Origin of the sequence: Actinopolymorpha alba DSM 45243 (genome assembly GCF_000373925.1) — a bacterium.
Lineage (GTDB): Bacteria > Actinomycetota > Actinomycetes > Propionibacteriales > Actinopolymorphaceae > Actinopolymorpha > Actinopolymorpha alba.
On record NZ_KB892757.1, the window covers coordinates 151,004 to 171,498 of the forward strand.

Here is a 20,495-nt window from a genome sequence, read left to right on the forward strand (position 1 = left end):
CGACCGGAATCCCCGCGACGGTCGCTCTCAGCACACCATCGCAGTGAACCTGCCTGGGAGAGCGGCAAGACCCGGCTGCCGAGGCCGGTCGGCGCGGGGACTGCTGACCAAGGGCCCTTGGCCCGTCAACCCGGCGCTGACGACCCTGGAAGGTGCGCACCGGGGGAGGTCGCCCATGATTCGACGCCGGGTCCGGCGCTTGGCACTCCTCGTGGCTCGACGGCTGGGATGGAGCCGTAACCCGATGTGTCGGGTGTGGGACCGGGTGGAGGGGCTGCTGATCGTGGGGGTCGTGGTCGCCGCGCTGGTGGCCGTTCCGCTGGCAGTGTCCGTCGGCAGGACGGCGTACGACACCGGCATCCAGAACGCGGCGGTGCAGATGGCCTCCGGCCACTGGGGTCAGGCACGGTTGCTCCAGACCGCACCGAACTCTGCCGTGTCCGACACGCCCAACGTCATGACCTCCCTGGCCCGTGCGCGTTGGGAGACGCCCGCCGGGACGTGGCGCGTCGGAGACGTGCCGGTGCGTGCCGGGACGCCGCAGGGCTCGTCGGTGCGGGTGTGGATGAACGCCTCCGGCCAGGTGACCCGGCCGCCGCTGCGTCCCGCCCAGGTCTCGGACCGGGCGGTCGCGACCGGCGTGACGACCCTGATGGCGATGGAACTCGGCGTCACCCTGGTTTACCTCCTCCTGCGGTGGCTGATCGACCGGCGCCGGCTCGCGGCCTGGGAGGAAGAGTGGGCGCGGGTCGCGCCACGGTGGACCAGGAAGTACCACTGAGCCGGAGGTGATGGATGCCCCTGGACGCCGTACGTGTGGGCCGCGGCAAGGTCGCGCCGCCCGGTGCCGCCCGCGTACAACCCAACCTGGGCGAGTACGAACGGGTACGCCGGGACTTCACCTGGGACTCCGCCCGCGGGTGGCTCGCGGGCCTGCCGGACGAGCGCGGGCTCAACATCGCCCACGAGGCGGTCGATCGGCATGCGGAGGGACCACGCGCCGGGAAGGTCGCGGTGGTGTGTCGCGACCGCCAGGGCCGGATCAGTGAACTCACCTACGGGCAGCTGCGGTCGTCGACCAGCCGGTTCGCCAACCTGCTCCGCGATCTCGGGCTGGCGCCGGGGGAGAGCGTCTTCTCCTTACTGGGAAGGGTTCCCGAGCTGTACGTCACGGCGCTCGGCACGCTCAAGCACACCAGTGTGTTCGCGCCGCTCTTCCCTGGTTTGGGTCCGGAACCCATCCGCCAGCGGCTGCTCCTCGGGGACGCCCGGGTGCTCGTGACCACTCCGGAGCTCTACAAACGCGAAGTCGCGCCGATCCGCGACCGCGTTCCCGGTCTCGCGCACGTCCTTCTGGTCGGCAACCGCACCGCCGCGGGCGACACCATCGACCTGCACGCGGCGCTGGCGCGGGCGGACGAGACGTTCGAGATCCCGCCGACCGATCCGCGCACGCCCGCGCTGCTGCATTTCACCAGCGGAGCGACCGGCCGCCCGAAGGGTGCGCTGCACGTCCACGAGGCGGTCGTGGCGCACCACGCGACCGCGGCGTACGCGCTGGATCTGCACGAGAGCGACGTCTTCTGGTGTACGGCGGATCCGGGTTGGGTGACCGGAACGTCGTACGGCATCATCGCGCCCCTCACGCACGGCGCGACGCTGGTGGTGGACGCGGCCGACTTCGACGTCCACGGGTGGTACGAACTGCTGCAGGAGCAGCGGGTGAACGTCTTCTACACCACGCCGACGGCGCTCAGGATGCTGATGCGGTACGGCGTCGACCGGGCGCGGGCCTACGACCTGTCGGCGCTGCGGTTCATCGCCAGTGTGGGCGAACCCCTCAACGCCGAGGTGGTGTTGTGGGGGCAGGAGGCGTTCGGACGTCCGGTGCACGACACGTGGTGGCAGACCGAGACGGGCGCCATCATGATCAGCAACTTCGCCAGCATGGACGTGCGACCTGGATCCATGGGCCGGCCGGTGCCCGGCGTCAAGGTGGCCTTGCTCGAACGCGGTGAGGACGGCCGGGCGCTGGTAATCGACGGTGAGGTCCACGAGATCCGCAGCCCCGAGGCGGTTGGTGAGATCGCGCTCCGCCAGGGATGGCCGTCGATGTTCCGCTCCTATGTCGGAGACGCGGAGGTGGGGGTGGGCCCGGCCGGGCGAAGCCCGGGTGGGGCCGGAACCACACAGCGGTACGACGCCTGCTTCGCTGACGGTTGGTATCTCACCGGCGACGTCGCCCGGCGCGACAACGACGGCTACTACTGGTTCCTCGGGCGCACCGACGACGTGATCAAGTCCGCGGGACAGCTGATCGGGCCGTTCGAGGTCGAGAGCGTGCTGATGAGCCACCCCGCGGTCGCCGAAGCGTGCGTGATCGGGAAGCCGGACCGGGTGGCGGGCGAGATCGTCAAGGCGTTCGTGACCCTCCGACCCGGATGCGAACCCAGCGACGACCTCCGCCTCGACATCCTGGCGTTCGGGCGGCGTGCGCTCGGCGCGCTGGCACCGAAGGAGATGGCCTTCGAGGCCCAGCTGCCACGCACCCGGAGCGGGAAGGTCCTGCGCCGACTCCTGAAGGCCCGCGAACTCGGCCAGCCCGACGGCGACCTCTTCATCCCACAGCCGCGCGGCTGACGGCGGGCTCCGCGCTGTGTGGTTCCGGCCCCGCTCGGGCTTCGCCCGTCCGGGCCCACCCCCACCGCACACGGGACCTTCGGCACTGGACGATCAACCGGACCGGGCAGAGTCTGTTGCCATGTTCGTGTGCCTCGACCTTCGCAAGCACGCGGAGGACTTGGTGGACAAGGCGCGAATGGCACCGTCCCTCCACAACGCCCAGCCGTGGGCGTTCCGTATCAAGTCGAACGCCGTCGAGATCTACCTCGATCATTCTCGCGACGTGCCCGTCCTCGATCCTGCCGGGCGGCAGATGCTGATCGGCGTGGGCGCGGCGGTCTTCACCATCCGCCTGGGCATCTCCCTCCTCGGCGCGACACCCACCACGGCCCTGCTACCCGGGCCCGAACGTGGCGAGCTCGCCGCCTCGGTGACCCTTGGCCCCGAGCACCTGCCGGCGATGGAAGAGGCGCGGCTGATGCAGCAGGTGCCCCTGCGCCGAACGATCCGTGACCGGTTCGATCCGCAGGTGCCGGCCAAGGTGCGCGAGGAGTTGACGGCCGAGGCCACGGAGGAGACCGCGACGCTGACCTGGGTCACGGACCCGGCGCAGCGGACGGAACTCGCCCACCTCGTGGCGCTGGCCGAACGCCGCGAACAGGCCGATCCGCGGATCCAGGAGGAGCTCGCGCGGTGGGTGGGTGGGCGCACCGTGCGGTACGGCTCGGGCATTCCCGAGGAGGCGCTTGGTCCGAGTGGTGAGAGCGGCCGGGAGGAGTTCCAGCAGCGGGACTTCGCCGGCGGGCGGCCGAGGTTCTCCCCGGCGTCGGTGGAGCAGGAGATGGAGCCGACCATCGCTGTGCTCACCACCGACGGCGACCGCCCGGTCGACTGGCTGCGGGCAGGACAGGCGCTGATGCGGGTCCTGCTCACCGCGACCGCCCACGGTCTGGCGGCGTCGTACCTCAACCAGCCGCTGGAGCTGCCGGATCTGCGGCCCCGGGTCCGGGAAACGCTGGCGCTGGTGGGGTTCCCGCAGCTCATCCTCCGGCTCGGGCGGCCGATCGGCGGCTGGCCACTCCCAACTCCGCGCCGCCCCGTGGCCGATCTACTGCGCCCCTGACCGGCACTGCACCACGTGATCAACCCCAGGTCTGCCGCGTACGGATCGTGGGCGGTTTCTGACAGTTGATCATGGAAGCTTATTCAAGGCTCCTTTGCTCCGGCAGCTTGCGGCATCGTGAAGGGAGCGGGAGGCGGCTTGGTGGCGGCGTCTCGGCGAGGAAAGCGCCGCATCTGCGCCAGGTCGAGACGGCGCCGCAGGTGTGTCTCACATTGTGTACACCTTCTGGGGTGCCAGGCAGGACATTTCCCTACCAGGCAAGGCAAATTCGCCTAGTTAGGTGGAAACTTGCCGCGTGAGGTCCACCAAAGGGTGTACACAATGTGAGACCGGAGCCTGATTTCTCACTATCCGATACAGCCGGGTGTACGCCATTCGAGACAGCCGCCACCCCACGCGGTATCTCCCCACGAAGCACGCTGAATTCTGCGGCCTGGCGGGAATTGCTCCGTGACGCCGCCGCCGTCTCACATGATCGAGCTCGGGATCGCTCACTGGGTGAGACGCTCGCCGAGGTCGTCGTCACTTTGTTGGAGGAACGTCGGCAAAGGAGCCGACAATCCTCCAACAAGTCCCCAAGTCCAGACCGACCAAATCCCTTGGCCGGCCCCACTCCTCCAGGTCTGACAACCCGGGCCTAACCGCGGCCTAACCGGCGGCTTCAGATGGTGGTGGGTAGCTCGTTTCCGGCCTCACGGACAGCCCGGCGCGGGTCCACCCGCAGGAGCAGCACGAAGCCGACCACGAAGAAGAACAGCAGGGCGACGATCGCCGGCCGGTAGGAGTTGGTGAGCTGGTGGACGAGCCCGAACACGAGGGTTCCAAGCCAGCTCGTGCCGCGCTCACACGCCTGATAGAGGCTGAAGTACTCCGCTTCCCGACCTTTCGGGATGAACTGGCTGTAGAGCGAGCGCGACAGCGCCTGGGTGCCGCCCAACACGATGCCGATGAAGATGCCGAGGATGAGGATCGGCAGCGCCGTCCGCTCGGGGAGGAAGTAGGCCGCCACCACGATCGCGATCCACACCCACAGCGCCCCGAGGATCGTTCGCCGGCTGCCGAACCTTCCGGCCAGCCGCCCGAACCACAACGCGCCCCCAAAGGCCACGAACTGCACGAGCAGGATCGTCGCGATGAGGATGTTCTGACCGAGACCAAGCTCGCGCGCGCTGTAGATCGACGACGCGTAGATGACCGTCTGGACGCCGTCGTTGAAGAAGAGGTACGCGATCAGGAACAGCAGCGTCATCGGGTAGGCACGCGCCTCGCGCAGCGTCGTGAACAGCTGCCCGAGGTTCTGGCGTACGGCGTTCCCGTGCTCGGGTACGACCGCGAGCGGCGGCCGGCTCCGCAGCCGGAGGTAGGGGATCAGGGTGAACCCACCCCACCACAAACCGGCGGACAGCAGGCTGATGCGGACGGCGGCGGTCGTCGACAGGCCAAGCAGCTCGTGGGTCTGGACCAGGCCCAGGTTGAGCGCCAGCAGTAGCCCGCCACCGAGATATCCGAGCGCCCAGCCGCGCGAGGACACGCGGTCGCGTTCGTCGGGTGTGGCGATGTCGCACAGGATCGCGTCGTACACGACGATCGACGACGCGAGGCAGAGGTTGCCGACGAAGAGGAGCAGGACGCCGAGCTGCCAGTTGCTGCCGGCGACGAACACCATCGACGTGGCGGCGGCCGCACCGACCCAGGCGAATCCGCCGAGAAGGTCCTTCTTGCGGCGGGAACGGTCCGCGAGCGCTCCAATGACCGGGAGCAGGATGGCCGACAGGAGCGTGGTGGCCGTGATGACGTACAGCGGCAGCGAGCCGGGGGAGACGGGGATCCCGAGGATGCGGAGATTCGTCGTGCACGGGTGCCCGGGAGTGCCCGGGGCCCCGCAGGCCGCGGTTTCGGCGACCGAGGCGAGGTAGGGGCTGAACAGCACCGTGAGGACGGTCGTGACATAGGCGGAGTTGGCCCAGTCGTAGAAGTACCACGCCCGTTGCTCGCGTTGGCGTTCGGCCGCGTCCGGATACGACGCCGTCGTCGCTGCTGTCATGGGAGGATCATTCCGCCCATTGGCCCCGTGCGGCCAGCTCCCCCCTCAGGATGTCGATCCGGTCGGTGATGATGCCGTCGACGCCGAGGTCGAGGAGGGCGTTCATCTGGGCCGGGTCGTCGATGGTCCAGACGTGTACCTGCTTACCAAGGTTCTGGGCGCGTTCGACGAACTTCGGCGTGATCAGGCGGATCCCCTTGTAGCCGAGTGGCACCTGTACGCAGGGCGCGTCGTTCGCGAGCAGGTTGGTGAGGAAGCGGGGGAGTCCGAGCTTGAGCAGCGCGACGCCGAGTGGTGCCAGACCGGTCGCGACCCGCGGACCGAGGAGGCGATGGACCGCCTGGACGCGGTGACCGGCGAACGACGACACGCAGATCCGGTCATGCGCGTCGGTCCTCACGACCGCCTCGGCGAGTGGCCGGACCGCGTTGTCCTCCTTCACGTCGATATTGATGCGAATGTCCGGCCAGGTGCCGAGGATCTCCTCGAGGGTCGGGATGGGTTCGCGGCCGCCGATCCTCGCCCTGGCGACCTCGGCGTACGGCAGCTCGGCGATCGTGCCGGTCCGGTCGGTGACGCGGTCGAGGTCGTCGTCATGGAAGGCCACCAGGACGCCATCGGCCGTGGCGTGGACGTCGGTCTCGAGGTAGCGGTAGCCGAGCTCGATGGCGTTGGCGAACGCGGCCATGGAGTTCTCGATGCCGAGGTTGGGCCCGTAGCGGGCGCCACCTCGGTGGGCGAACGGAATCGGCCCCGGGTGGTCGAGGAACGGGTAGTGGCGCTTGCGTGACGTCGCGGGCACGCCGGAAGTATGCCGGGTCAGTGGCGGGCTGTCCGGTGATTCATGATCAGGATCCCATCAACCTGGGGTTGACGCACCCGTGCGGTCAACCTAGGGTTGACTGCATGACGCCGCCACCCAGCCTTCAGGACCTCATCGACATCGTCCGGCGCGACTCCTCCAACGATGTCCTCGACCAACTCGCCACCGCCCGCGCGATGGTCGCCGATCTCAGCGAGACCGGCGACGCGCTGCTCGGGCACTACGTCGACCGGGCCCGCGGCACCGGCCGGTCATGGACCGAGATCAGCAACGTTCTCGGCGTCACCAAGCAAGCGGTCCACAAGCGGTTCGCGACCAGCGGGGTGCCGGTAGGGGAGTTCGAACGCTTCACCGACCGCGCACGCAACACTCTGGCGGCCGCGACCGAGGCGGCCCGAGGGTTCGGGCACGCCTACGTCGGCACCGAGCACCTGCTCCTTGGGTTCTATGCCGAGCCCGAGAGCATCGCCACGAAGGTCCTGCTGTCGGTCGGGGCCACCTCGGACGACGTCGCGACGGCCGTCCTGGCGCTAACGCCGAAGCGGGCCGAGACCCCCGAGGGCGCGTTGCCACGCACCCCCCGTGCGAACGCCGCACTTGAGGGTGCGGTCATCGTGGCTCTCGAGCTCGGCCACGACTACGTCGGTACCGAACACATCCTGCTCGCGCTCTACCAGGATTCGGCCGGCATCGCGGCGCGGGTGCTCGCCCAGCTCGGCCTCGGTCAGGACACGGCGCAGGCGAAGGTGATCGAGGCCCTGTCGGGCTACCGGTCCTGACCGCCGACCGACACCCCCAACGGTGTTGTTCCGGCCCCGCTCGGGCTTCGCCCATCCGGGCCCACCCCCAACCCGGCGGGCTCGTCCTGGTCGAACTGCGTGCGGTACAGCTGCTCGTAGCGACCTCCGGCGGCGAGGAGCTCCACGTGGGTGCCGCGCTCGATCACCTGGCCGTCCTCGATGACGAGGATCAGGTCGGCCGCCCGCACCGTCGACAGCCGGTGTGCGATCACCACCGCGGTCCGACCGGCGAGCGCCTCGCCGAGCGCCGCCTGGACCGCCGCCTCCGACGTGGAGTCCAGATGTGCGGTCGCCTCGTCGAGGATGACCACGCGGGGACGGGCCAGCAGCAACCGGGCGATCGTCAGCCGCTGCCGCTCGCCACCCGAAAGCCGGTACCCGCGCTCGCCCACCACCGTGTCGAGCCCATCCGGAAGCGAGGCCACGAGGTCGTCGAGGCGAGCACGCCGCAGGGCCGCCCACACCTCGTCCTCGGTGGCGTCAGGTCGGGCCAGGGCGAGGTTCGCGCGGATCGTCTCGTGGAAAAGGTGCCCGTCCTGGGTCACCATCCCGAGAGTGTCGCGGATCGCGTCGAAGGAAAGGTCGCGAACGTCGACGCCTGACAGGCGTACCGCTCCTGAGTCCACGTCGTACAACCGCGGGATGAGCTGGGCGATCGTCGACTTCCCGGCACCGGAGGAACCCACCAGCGCCACCATCTGGCCCGGCTCGGCGCGGAACGAAACACCGTGCAGCACCTCCACGCCTCCGCGCCGGTCCAGCTTGGCGACCTCCTCCAGTGAGGCCAGGGAAACCTTGTCGGCGGAGGGGTAGCTGAAGTGAACGTCGTCGAACTCCACCGAGACCGGACCGTCCGGCACGGTGACCGGGTTGGGCTTCTCCTGGATCAGGGGAGCGAGGTCGAGGACCTCGAAGACCCGCTCGAAGCTGACCAGCGCGCTCATCACTTCCACCCGGGCGCTGGCGAGTGCGGTCAGCGGCGCGTAGAGCCGGGTCAGCAGCAGGGCGAGGGCAACCACGTCACCCGCGTCGAGTTGGCCACGCAGGGTGTAGAAGCCGCCGAGGCCGTAGACGAGGGCCAGTGCCAGCGCCGACACCAGGGTCAGCGCGGAGATGAACACCCACTGCACCATCGCGGCGCGCACACCGATGTCGCGGACCCGCCGCGCCCGCAGCTCGAACTCGGAGGACTCGTGCGCCGGCCGGCCGAACAGCTTGACCAGCGTGGCTCCGGGAGCTGAGAACCGCTCCGTCATCTGCGTACTCATCGTCGCGTTGTGGTTGGCGGCCTCCCGCTCCATCCGGGCCAGCCGGTTGCCCATCCGGCGCGCGGGCACCACGAAGATCGGGAGCAGCACCAGTGCGAGCACGGTGACCTGCCAGGACAGACTGACCATCACCACGAGCGTCAGGGCCAGTGCGACGAGGTTGCTGACAACCCCGGACAGCGTGTCGCTGAACGCCCGCTGGGCGCCGATGACGTCGTTGTTGAGGCGGCTCACGAGCGCGCCGGTGCGGGTACGCGTGAAGAACGCGATCGGCATGCGTTGGACGTGGTCGAACACCGTGGTGCGCAGGTCGAGGATCAGCCCTTCACCGATCCGGGCCGAAAGCCAGCGCGAGACGATCCCGATCCCGGTCTCGGCCACCGCGATGACCGCGATGATCAACGCGAGACTGACGACGATCCGTAGCTCCGCACGGGTGACGATCGCGTTGACGACCCGTCCCGCGAGCACCGGTGTCGCCACTGCCAGGACCGCGCTGGCGACGCTGAGGATGAGGAACGTGATCAGGAGAGGGCGGTGCGGTGTGGCGAACGACCCGATCCGGCGCAGGGTTGCCCGGGAGAAGGGACGGCGGTCCTCCTCGGCGTTCATCGCGTGGTAGAGCGACATCCACGCGGTCGTCTCCATGTCCATCCGGACTGGGTCCTTTCAGTGCTGGGCTACTCGGTGACATCAAAGGGAGGGCGCCCGGTAGCGGCGCCCTCCCGGTTAGGACTGCGGTGGCGCCCGAAAGTCATCGGCGTGGTCGAGCGCCCACTCCTGGAGCGTACGGGCAGGCTTCCCGGTGAGTTCCTCCACCACACTGGTGATCTGTTGCGGCGCGGGCGCGGCAGTTTGGGCGCCCACGACGAGGGCGTCGACCAACGGAGCTGGATAACCCGCCGCGAGCATCTGCTCCCGCGCGACCTCCGGCGGGATCTGTTCGTAACGCAGCGGCCGACCGATGGCCTCGGCGATGGCCTGGACCTGCTCAGCGCCGGTCAGTGCCCAGGGTCCGGTCAACGGGAGCTTCGCGCCCGCATGACCGTCGCTGGTGAGAACGCGTACGGCGGCGGCGGCGATGTCCCGCTCATGAATCAGCGGTCGAGCCCCGCCGAACGGGTCGCGGACTACGCCGCCAGCACGGATCTGGTCAGCCCAGCCGAGGATGTTGCTCGCGAAGCTGCTGGGACGCAGGAAGGTCCACGCCATCCCGGACCGCTCGATCGCGCGCTCCACGTCGGCATGGAACTGGTTGATCGGATCGCTCTGCTGGTCCGTGTCGTCGCGGACGCCCAGCGACGACAGGTAGACGATCCGGCGGGCGTGCCGGCCGACCACGCTCAGGACCGCCGGTACGAGGTCGGCGGTGAGGAACGGCCAGACCAGGAACACCGAGGTGACCCCGTCCAGGGCCGGTTCCAGGGTGTCGGGCGCGGACAGGTCGCCGCGGACGACCTCGACTTCGCTGGGCAGGTCGGCCGACTCGGGGTGGCGTGCCAGCGCGCGCACCCGGGCGCCGGCGTCGAGCAGCTGGGAGACGACCTGCCGGCCGACGGTTCCAGTCGCTCCGGTCACCAGGATCAGGTCCTGCTCTGTCATTCGGCGTTCCTCTCTGGGACTTCACGAGCTCGCCGACGGTCCGGCGACCTGGAGAGGACGCTAGGACCTCAACCTTGGTTTAGGTCAACAGCGCCGGCTGGCCTGGGCGCCGCCGACTTACAGGTTGTCCGAGTAGAAGTCGACGAGCCGATCGACGGCGGCGTCGACGTACTCGGGCTCGTCGTACATCTCGTAGTGGCCGGCGCCGTCGATCACCATGAGATCGACTGGGTTGGGCGCCAGTTTCCAGAGCTGCATGCCGGACTCGTAGGAGCCCGTGTTGCCGATGCGTCCGGCGAGGATGACCCGCCCGGGCTTGGCCGAACTGAGCGAGAACGGTCGACCGTCCCGCCCGCCCGTCGGCCACTCAACGTGCTCGATCACGATGTCTCCTTGGAAGTGCTGACCGTCTGCCCAGGTCAGGGGATCTCCATACGCCCTGACCTGGGCAGACGGGGCGAGACTGTGGTCCCTGGACCCGTAATCGTCCGGTGGCCTAACGGCTTGAGTCGATCAGTCATGGACCTGGGCGCGTGGCCTGCCTGATGAGACGTGGGTGTCGCTGCTCTCGGCGATGTCGCTCAGCACCTGCGATGCGGCCACCCGGCACGAGGATGTAGCGCGCGGCGTATCCGTCGACGAGCTGCGCGACGATGACCAGGCCGATCGCCATCCCGACCGCGGCGACCGAGTAGGCGCCGGTGACGGTCGTGCGACTGAATCCGGTCTCCTCGACGATCGGCAGGACGAACGGGCCGATGGTGGCCAGGTACATCTGAGGGCCGACGGCGTTGGCCGTACCACCGCCGACGACCACCCACCAGGGGCTTCGTCGCTTGGCGGTCGGATGGGTGACAGAACTCATGTGGCTGCTCCGGTGGCTCCGCGGTTCTCGGGGCGGGAATGTCAGGCGGTCGGGAAGGCGGTCTTCGTCAGCTCCTCGGAGACTCGCCAGACGCGCTGGGCCTCCTCGCTGCTGCGCAGCGGCGGGTACAGCCGCTGTTCGGCGGGAGGGCCGCCGAGGTTCCCGGGGCCGCTGGGGCCGTAGAGGGCGCCGGGCTTGGCGCTGGGGTCGGTCGCGGCCAGGAGGGCGGGCAGCTTGGCGGTCTCGACGGTGCCCATCAGGATGCCGCGAGCAGACATAGCCCGGATCAGGCGGATCTGGGAGGTGTCCTGGCTGCGGCCGAGCTCGGGGCGGGCGGCCAGGAGGCTGGTGGGGGCCACCCCGGGGTGGGAGAGGTTGCTGGTGACGCCCCACCCGTGGGCCTTGCTGCGGCGGTCCAGCTCCAGGCCGAACAGCCCGAACGCGATCTTGGACTGGATGTAGGCGCGCATGCCGTCGTACGAGCGTTCCCAGTTCAGGTCGTCCCAGTTGATGGTGCCGCGACGGGCCGCGACGCTGATCTGCGAGGTGACGCGGGCGTGACCGTCGCGCAGGAGCGGGAGAAGCCGGCCGACGAGGGCGAAGTGGCCCAGGTGGTTGGTGCCGAACTGCAGCTCGAACCCGTCGGCCGTGGTCTGCCGGTTCGGCGGCCTCATGACGCCGGCGTTGTTGATCAGGAGGTGGATTGGGCGGCCCTCCTCGCGCAGGGTGTCGCCCAGCGCCGCGACGGAGTCGAGCGAGGACAGGTCGAGGCTACGCAGCGAGACGTTCGCGCCCGCGGCCCGCCTGATCGTGGTGATCGCGGCCTCGCCCTTGCGCGGGTTACGAACGGGCATGATCACCTCCGCGCCGGCCGCGGCCAGCCGCGCGGCCATCCCCAGGCCCATTCCGTCGCTCGCCCCGGTGACGACGGCGCGCTTTCCGGACAGGTCGGGGACGGTGATGTCGATTGGTGTACGTGGCATTGGTTCTGCTCCGTCATGTTGTGGTTGCCGCGGACCCCAGCCGTCCGAGCGGATGATCGCCTCCATCGCGCAAGGGCTGCACCTCTCGCTCGACGAACGCGACCACCTGTTCCGGCTCGCCGGGCACAACGCACCGACACGGGGCGTGACCAGCGAGCACATCAGCCCCGGCCTGCTACGCATCCTCGACCGTCTCGACGACACTCCCGCCGAGATTGTCACCGAGCTCGGCGAGACCCTGCGGCAGACCGCGCTCGGCGTCGCGCTCACCGGCGACACGACCAGCTACAGCGGCCCGGCCCGCAGCATCGGCTACCGCTGGTTCACCGACCCCGCCACCCGGCGGCTCTACGCTCCCGAGGACCATCCGTTCCTCACGCGCATGTTCGCCGCGGGCCTGCGGCAGATCGTCACACTGCGGGGCCCGGACTCCCGCGCGGCGGAGTTCGCCCGTCTCCTGCTGGCCCGGAGCGAGGAGTTTCGGCAGGTGTGGGACGACCACGAGGTCGGCATCCGCCCGAAGGACGTCAAGCGCTTCGTGCATCCCGAGATCGGCGCACTGGAGCTGACCTGCCAATCCCTCCTCGACCCGGACCAGTCGCACCGGCTGCTCGTCTACACCGCCCTTCCCGGCAGCGAGAGCCACGAGAAGCTGCGGCTGTTGTCCGTCCTCGGAGCGCAGACACTCCGCTGACACCCGCGATCGGACTGGCGCTCCTGAACGGTTCATCTACTGACATGTGATGCTGTGCGCGGTCGGACGAATCGGCTCAAGGGATTGCCTTCTTGCGGAGGGCAGGCAGCCGATCGAACTTACGTGGCGGTCATCTGGTCACCAGGGCAGGGGGTCGTCGCGCAGCCGTGTCTCCCAGAAGGCACGGATGGCGTCGACCGACTCGGCGGGCAGGGAGCGGTCCGCGCCGGCGACGTTGTCGCGGACCTGCTCGACCGACTTCGCACCCGGGATCACGGTGGCCACCCCCGGCTGAGCCAGGATGAAGCGCAGGGCGCCGTGCACGGTGCTGGTCCCCGCCGGAAGTGCCTGCTCGAACTCCTCGACGAGCGCGGCCCGCCGCGCGATCTCCGCACGGGTCCAGCGGCTGCGGACCGGATCGAAGGTGCTGTCCGCGCGGTAACGCCCGGAGAGCCAGCCAGACTCCAGCGGCACGTTGACGATGATCCCGACGCCCTTCTCGCCAGCCTCGGCGATCGCGGGAGCCGGCTCCTGGCACAGGGGGTTGAACCGCACCTCGACCGCCTCGCTCCCGGTCGTATCGAGCACCTCGCGGAGTTCGTCGCAGCTGCCCTCGCGGAGCGAGACGCCGTATGCGCGGATGACGCCCGCGTCCTTGAGGCGTTCGAGAACGCGGTAGTGGGGAGCCGTGCCGTTCATGAGGTCACGCGGCGGGCTGTGGATCAACAGGATGTCGAGGTGGTCGGTGCGCAGGCGACGCAGGCTCCCCTCGACGGACGCCTCGATCCGGTCGGCGCTGTAGTCGGTGGTCCCTTCGGGTGTGTGCCCGAACTTCGTGCAGAGAACGACCTGGTCCCGGCGCCCTTCGAGGACCTCGCCGAGGAGTTCCTCACTGCGGCCGTCGGCGTACGGCGGTGCGGTGTCGATGAACGTGCAGCCCAGGGCCAACGCCTCGTCGACAACGCGATGGGCAGCCTCGTCCCGTGGGCCGTTCCACCCCGCACAGCCAAGCTGCCAGGCGCCGAGGCCGATCTCACTGACCGCGAACCCTGTCGTGCCGAACGCCCTTGTCCTCACCCGTCCACCTCCGAGCAACACGCACGTGAGCCGCGTCCACGTGATCCACGACGCAGCCTAGGGTGATCCCCGGCGTATGAACCGGCCGCTCGTACGTCCGGAAACCAGGCCAATCCAGCGGCCCATGTCAGATCGTGGAGACTTTGTTGCCGCGTGAGGTTGGCGGGTTTGGACGTCAAGGAGTCTCCACTCCCTACCAGATCAACCAGGGCGGCATTCGCAATTCCGCTCTCAACCCGAAACTGGTCATCTACTCAAGGTTCAATCCGAGCGCAGGCGCCACACGCTCGTCAGCTTTGTTTCGGCGTCTTCGAGTGCTCCCGCCACCGGCATCTCGTAGCTCTCGAGGCGTTCGAGGTGGCGGTGGGGCAGATAGGCGCGCCCCGGGTCGCCGATGAGGACGGCCGCACCGTGCGACCGCGCCCGGAGGAGGAACGGCAGCACCCGATCGGCGGTCCGGCGTTCGTAGAAGATGTCGCCGGCGAGGATGACCTGGGCATGGACCTCGGCGTCGACCTGGTCGTCGTCGAGCAGGTCCCTCAGATTGAACGTCAACTCGACCGCGTTCGCCCGGGCGTTGAGACCGGCCGCCGCGCTGGCCAGAGGCTCGATGTCGTTCGCGATGACCGTTGCCGCGCCGGCCTTGGCCGCCGCGATGGCGACCAGCCCCGAGCCGGCGGCGAGGTCGAGGACCCGCCGCCCGGCGACGACCTCCGGATGGTCGATGAGGTAGCGCGCGAGCGCCTGACCACCTGCCCACGCGAACGCCCAGTACGGCGGCGGAGCTTCGGTACTCGCGGCAGGCAGCCCGGTCCATTCCGCCTGCTCGGTTCGTTCCCACAGACTCATCACGTCGGCGGCGAGATGGAGCCGGATCTCGGGTACGCCGGGCACGGGGGCGAGGCGGGTCTGCGACCGTACCAACTCCTCGAGCGAGGGGTCGGCGCCGAGGCCGTCGAGGTATTCCGCCACCCCCGCATTGTGCCGCCCGGGCGAGCACTCGAGACGTCAGGCGTCCGCATCGCCGGCCAACAATGTCAGCACGTGGGCAGCGGCGGGCCGGCTAGAGGTGAGCAACGGTCCGGGCCACCCACTCCTCGAACCTCGCGTACTCCAGCCGGGTCGCGAGGGTCGTTGGCTCGGGCAGGTCGAGGATCCCGTCGGCCGCGTCGAGCAGGTCCCAGTAGGGATGGTGCGCGTCCGGTGTCCCGGTCGCGCGGTAGGCGGCGAGGAACCGGTCGGCCACCTCGGCGCCGTACCTCCCCGCGAGGTTGAGCCGCATCCGGGCGAGGTCGATGCCGCGCGGGCCGAGGCAGCCGGTCGTCCAGTCGACCACGCCGACGAGCCGGTCGTCCTGCCAGAGAGTCTGCCCCGGGTGGTAGTCGCGGTGGATGAACCCGAGGCTCGCCGATGGTGGACCGCTCCCCAGGATGGTGAACACGCGTTCCCAGAGGCGGATGTTGGGGGACCAGGCCGGTGGCCGGCGCAGTCCGTCGAGGTGTGGGTCGTAGTAGGGGCGGTACGGCGGCAGCGCGCGCACCACCGGCAGGTCGACGGCGTGAATGACCCCGAGCATCTCCGCCAGGGTCGTGAGGTACGCCGGGCTCTCTGTCGCACCCGGCGGCGTGCCGGGCACCCGGGTGGTCAGCAGCGTGGGCAGGTCACACATGGTCGGGCCGGTGTCGGCGGCGAGGAGTCGCGGTGCGGGTACGACGGTGCTGCCGAGCAGGCCGAGCACGGTCGCCTCGTTGGCGGGGACGTACCACGGGTCGGTCTGGAGCCGGTCGACGCGATGGAAGCGACGTAACGCCAACTGGTGGACCACGCCGGTCGCGCTCATGACGTCCACCGCGTGAAGGGTCGTGGAATGCACGCTCATCAGGCGTACGGAGACGATGATGCTGCCCTGCCCGACGGCTTCCCGGACCCACAGAAGCGTCGCCTCGGACGGTGGGGGTGCGCCGTCGGGCCGCCGTTCAGAACTCATCGTGTTCGATCACACTACCCGCCGCGCACGACGACACCGGCGCATGGGCTGAAGCGGGCCCGGTCACCTGGTAGCGGGTCTTACGGTGCGGACCGGATAGCCTCAGACGAGCGATTCATCTGACGGGCCGGGCCGATGCGGGCTCGACGAGGTGGCTTCCCGCCGGAGGTGTTCGATTGAGCGCGTACGACGTACTCCTGCGTGGCGGCACAGTCGTGGACGGTGCGGGCGGCCCGCCCTACACCGCGGACATCGGAGTGCGCGGCGCGCGCATCGAAGCGATCGGCCAGCTCACGGATGCGACGGGCCGCACGGAGGTGGACGCGACCGGGCGGATGGTGCTGCCCGGGTTCGTCGACACCCACGTGCACGCGGACGCGGTGCTGACCAGGCCCGACGTGCAGGAGGCGATGCTGCGGCAGGGCATCACCTCGGTCATCCTCGGCCAGGACGGCCTGTCGTTCGCTCCCGGGTCCGCCGCCACCGTCGACTATGTCGCGAGGTACTTCGCGGCGGTGGACGGTACGCCACCGGAGCCGCTGGCCGCCGGCTGCACAGTCGCTGACCTGCTCGCCTACTACGACCGCCGGACTCCGCTCAACGTCGCCTACCTCGTCCCGCTCGGCACAGTGCGGCATGAGGTCCTCGGCCCCGACGACCGCCCAGCCGGCACCGACCTGCCCGCCCTGGTCCGCCTGGTCGAGCAGGGGCTGGACGACGGTGCGGTCGGAGTGTCGACCGGACTGGAGTACGTCCCCGGCGCCTTCGCCGACCTGGCCGAACTCACCGCGCTGTGCCGGCCGGGTGCCCGGCTTGGCGCTCCGTACGTCAGCCACCTGCGCAGCTACGACGGCGGTACCGCGCCCGGCATGCCTGAGGCCCAGGCACTCGGGCGGGCCACCGGCATCCCGGTCCACGTCTCGCACTACCGCGGACTGGCCGAGCCGCTGGTAGGGCGTCTGGAGGACTGCCGCGCCGACGGTGTGGACGCGACGTTCGACTCCTATCCGCACCTGTACGGCAACACCATCCTCGCGATGAAGGCCCTGCCACCACACGTCCAGGCCGGTGGTGTCAACGCGACCTTGCGCCGGCTCGCCGAGCCGGAGGTGCGTGCCACCCTCGCCCGCGAGTGGTTCCCCGCCATCAAGCCATCGACCGCACCGGCGATCTTCGGTTACGTCGCCAGCGAGAAGTACCGCTGGGCGGAGGGGCTCACCGTCGCGCAGGCGAGCGCCCGGACCGGACTCGCCTTCGCCGACCTCATCTGCGAGATCCTGCTCGCCTCCGACCTGGCCGTCGGCGCGATCATCCCGACACCGGGCGGTGACGAGAGCGACCTACGCGCGCTACTGCGCGACGACCGGCACATGGGGTGTTCGGACGCCATCTATCTCGGTGGGCATCCGCATCCGCGCGGGTGGGGTGCGTTCGCGCGGTTCCTCGGTCACCACACCCGTGACCTGGGCGACTGGACGTGGGCGCAGGCCGCGGCGCACCTGGCGGGACGGCCGGCGGAGCGGTTCCAACTCGCCCAACGGGGAATGCTCGCCGAAAGCGCGGTCGCGGACATCGTGGTCTTCGATCCCCACACCGTGGCGGACCGGGCCACCTACGATGACCCGCGGCAGTTGGCGGTCGGCGTGAGCGACGTCCTTGTGGGCGGCGAACTCGTGCTCTCGGCGGGCACGCTCACCGGCGCGACCCCAGGACGCGCCCTGCGACGAGGAGAGCCTGGACTATGACAGCAGTCACGGGTACGACGGCGTACGACGCGGAGGCACTCCGCAAGACGCTGGACATGCTCGCCCACCGCCCGATCGACCCAGCGGAGAAGGGCTTCGCCGCCCTGGACTCCGCCACCGCCGCGGAGCTCGTCGACCGCAAGGTGACCTTGCGCGGCGGTGAGCTGACCTTTCCTTTGATGGTGCTCCGTGAAAGCGCGCTCGCCTCGAACGTCGCGACGATGGCCGCGTGGTGTACCCAACACCGCGTCGTCCTGGCGCCGCACGGCAAGACCTCGATGTCGCCGGAGGTCACCGCCCGGCAGTTGGCGGCCGGCGCCTGGGGCATCACCGCGGCGACCATCGGACAGGTGCGCGCCTACGTCGACATCGGAGTCCGCCGGATCCTTCTCGCCAACCAACTCGTCGACCCGGCCGGAATCGGCTGGCTCGCCCGGGCGATGTCGGCGGATCCGTCGCTCACGGTCGTGGGGTACGTCGACTCCGCCAACAGCGTCGCCCTCCTCGATCGGGAGCTGACCCGGCGCGGCGCGACGCGACCGCTTCCCGTGCTCGTCGAACTCGGCGTACCCGGCAAGCGCACGGGCGCGCGGAGCATTGATGCGGCCCTCGACGTTGCCCGCGCCGCCTCGGCCAGCACCCGACTGGCGGTCGTCGGAGCGACCGGATACGAGGGTGTGCTCGGGCATGCGCGCGACGACGCTGGCCTCGAGGCCGCCGCGCACTTCTGCCGGGAGGTACGCCGACTCGGTCAGCGGCTGGTCGAGGAGGGCCTGCTGGACGTACCCGACGAGGAGCTCCTGCTCTCAGCCGGAGGCAGCACCTACTTCGACGTGGTGGCCCGGGAGCTGGTGGGCGGGCCCGGCACGGCCGTGGTCCGCAGCGGCGGCTATGTCACCCACGACGACGGTTTGTACGCCCATGCGACGCCGCTGCCAGCCGGGGGATCTCCGTACGCGCTGCGGCCCGCGCTGGAGGCGTGGGCGTACGTCCTGTCGCGGCCGGAGCCCGGGCGGGTCCTCGTCGGCGCGGGTCGGCGGGACGTGCCCTTCGACGTCCACCTGCCGTTCGTGCACGGCGCCGTGGCGCCGGACGGCACCCGCCGGTCGGTCGAGGGGATGCGGGTCACCGCGCTCAACGACCAGCACGGGTTCCTCGACATCCCCATCGACTCCGACCTCGCGGTCGGTGACCTGGTGTGGTTCGGGATCTCCCATCCGTGCACGGCATTCGACAAGTGGCGGTTGGTGCCGGTGCTCGACGATGACGACCGAATCGTCGAGATCGCCCACACGATGTTCTGACCGCTACGTTCCGGGCATTCCGGGCGGGACGCTTTCAATCGTTGGGTCGATCGACGCGTCCCACGGTTCCTTGGGCTCAGCCTTCTTTCAGGACACATCGGCTACGTTGCACAGCATGACCACGATGAGCTGCCCCAAATGTCTTGGGTCCATGCGCCAGTACGAACGCAGCGGCGTGACCATTGACCAGTGCACCGAATGCCGGGGGATCTTCCTCGACCGTGGCGAACTCGAGCGCCTGGTCGATGGCGAGACAACCTGGCACGGCGGCCGCGGGGACTCCCCGCGACGTGCGGCGCCGTACGACAGGCATGACGACGATGATGATGACGATGACGACCGCCGCAAGCATGGGTATGGCTATGGACATGGGCGGCCGTACAAGAAGAAGCGTTCCTTCCTGGAAGACCTTTTCGACTGAAGAAGTCCGCACGATGCGGATGAGCGGGAGCTGACCCCACGGTGATGTCGCCGTACGACGCCAGGACGCGGGTCTGGAAGACCGCGGAGTGGCGCACGCATGCGCTCGCCTGGACCACCCAGCGGCTCGCCGACCTCGGGCTGCGGGTGACCGGCCCCGCCGAGCAGCCCCACCTGCGCCCGTGGTCGACCCTGCTCCGGGTCCCGACGAGCGACGGCCCGGTCTGGTTGAAGGCCAGCGGTCCGGGTACGGCGTACGAACCCCGGCTGCTCGCCAGCTTCGGTCGGTGGCGAACCCCCCACGTCCTCACCCCGCTCGCCGTCGACCTCGACCGCGGATGGTGCCTGCTTCCCGACGCGGGCACATCCCTGCGGAGCCTCCTCGCCGCCCGACCCGAGGTGGGCTACTGGGTGGACGTCCTGCCCACGTACGCCGAACTCCAGCGCGGGCTCACTCCTCGCACGGAGGAGTTGTTGGCGATCGGCGTTCCTGACCTGCGACCCGAGGCGATCTCCGGCGCCTACGTCGGGCTCCTCGCCGACACCGGGTGGTTGCGGATCGGCGCACCTGACGGGTTGTCCGTCGCGGACGCGCACCGGCTGAGGGCCCTCGCTTCTGAGGTCTCGCGGTGGGCCCGCCAGTTGGCCGCGGTGGGCATCCCGCCGACCCTGCAGCACGACGACTTCCACGATGGGAACGTCTTCGTCCGCCAGGCCAGTGGCGGGCCGGCGTACGTCTTCCTCGACTGGGGAGACGCGTCCTTCGCGCATCCGTTCGGATCCCTGCTCGCCAGCCTGCGCAACGTCGCGAGCCGCCTCGACGTACCCATGGACGCGGCCGAACTCCAGAAGCTGCGCGACGCCTACCTCGAGCCGTGGAGCGCCAGCTTCGATCGAGCGGACCTCCTTGACGCGGTGCGCTGGGCGACCCAGCTCGCCAAGGTCGGCCGGGCGCTGGCCTGGCAGCGTGCGCTCGCCGGCGCGAGTGCGACGGAACGAGCGACCTACGCCGGATCCGTACCCGGCTGGCTCGGCGAGCTACTCACCTCCGACGGTTGGTAAGCAGCGACCGGCGCCGAGGGGTCCGTACGCGCACGGTGGCGGGTACACCGGCGAAGGATGCCGGCGGACCCGCCAC

Annotated in this window: 19 protein-coding genes; 9 read left to right on the forward strand and 10 right to left on the reverse strand. The window is 69.7% G+C overall.

Features of this window, described 5'->3' with window-relative positions:
* The first annotated feature begins 175 nt into the window (after positions 1-175).
* The 3 genes from B141_RS41385 to B141_RS41390 all read left to right on the forward strand — a co-directional run bounded on the left by B141_RS41385 (position 176) and on the right by B141_RS41390 (position 3,745).
* The gene (locus B141_RS41385; RefSeq protein ID WP_157181098.1) at positions 176-781 is read left to right on the forward strand and encodes an Rv1733c family protein; all 606 of its coding nucleotides are present in this window, start codon (positions 176-178) and stop codon (positions 779-781) included.
* A gap of 14 nt (positions 782-795) precedes the next feature.
* Positions 796-2,640, forward strand: a complete 1,845-nt coding sequence (acsA, locus tag B141_RS0118280) for an acetate--CoA ligase (RefSeq protein WP_020576632.1) — start codon at positions 796-798, stop codon at positions 2,638-2,640.
* Positions 2,641-2,761: 121 nt separating this feature from the next.
* Complete coding sequence (locus B141_RS41390; protein WP_020576633.1) at positions 2,762-3,745, forward strand: Acg family FMN-binding oxidoreductase; 984 nt, start codon at positions 2,762-2,764, stop codon at positions 3,743-3,745.
* Between the two features lie 661 nt (positions 3,746-4,406).
* On the opposite strand, the gene B141_RS0118290 is transcribed toward B141_RS41390, so the two are convergent.
* Positions 4,407-5,789: an MFS transporter gene (locus tag B141_RS0118290; protein ID WP_020576634.1), complete on the reverse strand. Its 1,383-nt coding sequence runs from the start codon at positions 5,787-5,789 to the stop codon at positions 4,407-4,409.
* Between the two features lie 7 nt (positions 5,790-5,796).
* A complete protein-coding gene (locus B141_RS0118295; RefSeq protein WP_020576635.1) occupies positions 5,797-6,591 on the reverse strand; it encodes a glycerophosphodiester phosphodiesterase family protein in 795 nt (264 codons plus the stop codon).
* Positions 6,592-6,695: 104 nt separating this feature from the next.
* On the opposite strand from B141_RS0118295, the gene B141_RS0118300 reads away from it, so the two are divergent.
* On the forward strand, positions 6,696-7,391 hold the full coding sequence (locus B141_RS0118300; RefSeq protein WP_020576636.1) for a Clp protease N-terminal domain-containing protein: 696 nt from the start codon (positions 6,696-6,698) through the stop codon (positions 7,389-7,391).
* Here the strand turns inward: B141_RS0118300 and B141_RS0118305 are convergent.
* The 5 genes from B141_RS0118305 to B141_RS0118325 form a co-directional block, all read right to left on the reverse strand.
* The gene (locus B141_RS0118305; protein WP_020576637.1) at positions 7,379-9,334 is read right to left on the reverse strand and encodes an ABC transporter ATP-binding protein; all 1,956 of its coding nucleotides are present in this window, start codon (positions 9,332-9,334) and stop codon (positions 7,379-7,381) included. The genes B141_RS0118300 and B141_RS0118305 overlap by 13 nt on opposite strands.
* Before the next feature lie 75 nt (positions 9,335-9,409).
* On the reverse strand, positions 9,410-10,282 hold the full coding sequence (locus tag B141_RS0118310; RefSeq protein ID WP_020576638.1) for an NAD(P)H-binding protein: 873 nt from the start codon (positions 10,280-10,282) through the stop codon (positions 9,410-9,412).
* Between the two features lie 117 nt (positions 10,283-10,399).
* On the reverse strand, positions 10,400-10,666 hold the full coding sequence (locus B141_RS0118315) for an alpha/beta hydrolase family protein (RefSeq protein ID WP_020576639.1): 267 nt from the start codon (positions 10,664-10,666) through the stop codon (positions 10,400-10,402).
* 133 nt (positions 10,667-10,799) lie between these two features.
* Entirely contained in the window at positions 10,800-11,147 is a 348-nt protein-coding gene (locus B141_RS50765) for a hypothetical protein (RefSeq protein ID WP_202805825.1), read from the reverse strand.
* A 41-nt stretch (positions 11,148-11,188) separates the two neighbouring features.
* Entirely contained in the window at positions 11,189-12,130 is a 942-nt protein-coding gene (locus B141_RS0118325) for an SDR family oxidoreductase (protein ID WP_020576641.1), read from the reverse strand.
* 52 nt (positions 12,131-12,182) lie between these two features.
* Here B141_RS0118325 and B141_RS0118330 point away from each other — a divergent pair, with 52 nt between their 5' ends.
* Positions 12,183-12,824, forward strand: coding sequence for an MmyB family transcriptional regulator (locus tag B141_RS0118330; protein ID WP_020576642.1), 642 nt, complete (start codon positions 12,183-12,185; stop codon positions 12,822-12,824).
* 138 nt (positions 12,825-12,962) lie between these two features.
* On the opposite strand, the gene B141_RS0118335 is transcribed toward B141_RS0118330, so the two are convergent.
* From B141_RS0118335 to B141_RS45810, 3 genes are all read right to left on the reverse strand, one after another.
* Positions 12,963-13,901, reverse strand: coding sequence for an aldo/keto reductase (locus tag B141_RS0118335; RefSeq protein WP_020576643.1), 939 nt, complete (start codon positions 13,899-13,901; stop codon positions 12,963-12,965).
* 261 nt (positions 13,902-14,162) lie between these two features.
* Positions 14,163-14,873 carry a class I SAM-dependent methyltransferase gene (locus B141_RS0118340; RefSeq protein ID WP_020576644.1) on the reverse strand — a complete coding sequence of 237 codons (711 nt, stop codon included), beginning with the start codon at positions 14,871-14,873 and terminating at the stop codon, positions 14,163-14,165.
* Positions 14,874-14,964: 91 nt separating this feature from the next.
* Positions 14,965-15,888 carry a phosphotransferase family protein gene (locus tag B141_RS45810; protein ID WP_020576645.1) on the reverse strand — a complete coding sequence of 308 codons (924 nt, stop codon included), beginning with the start codon at positions 15,886-15,888 and terminating at the stop codon, positions 14,965-14,967.
* Between the two features lie 176 nt (positions 15,889-16,064).
* Between B141_RS45810 and B141_RS0118350 the strand changes: the two genes are divergently transcribed.
* The 4 genes from B141_RS0118350 (at position 16,065) to B141_RS0118365 (ending at position 20,419) form a co-directional block, all read left to right on the forward strand.
* On the forward strand, positions 16,065-17,633 hold the full coding sequence (locus tag B141_RS0118350; RefSeq protein ID WP_020576646.1) for an N-acyl-D-amino-acid deacylase family protein: 1,569 nt from the start codon (positions 16,065-16,067) through the stop codon (positions 17,631-17,633).
* Positions 17,630-18,937 (forward strand): type III PLP-dependent enzyme domain-containing protein, encoded by a 1,308-nt coding sequence (locus B141_RS41400; protein WP_020576647.1) that lies wholly within the window; start codon positions 17,630-17,632, stop codon positions 18,935-18,937. Before B141_RS0118350 ends, B141_RS41400 begins: the two co-directional genes overlap by 4 nt.
* Positions 18,938-19,052: 115 nt before the next feature.
* Positions 19,053-19,358, forward strand: a complete 306-nt coding sequence (locus tag B141_RS0118360) for a TFIIB-type zinc ribbon-containing protein (protein WP_026257341.1) — start codon at positions 19,053-19,055, stop codon at positions 19,356-19,358.
* Positions 19,359-19,402: 44 nt separating this feature from the next.
* Positions 19,403-20,419, forward strand: a complete 1,017-nt coding sequence (locus B141_RS0118365; RefSeq protein WP_020576649.1) for a phosphotransferase — start codon at positions 19,403-19,405, stop codon at positions 20,417-20,419.
* Positions 20,420-20,495: the final 76 nt, after the last annotated feature.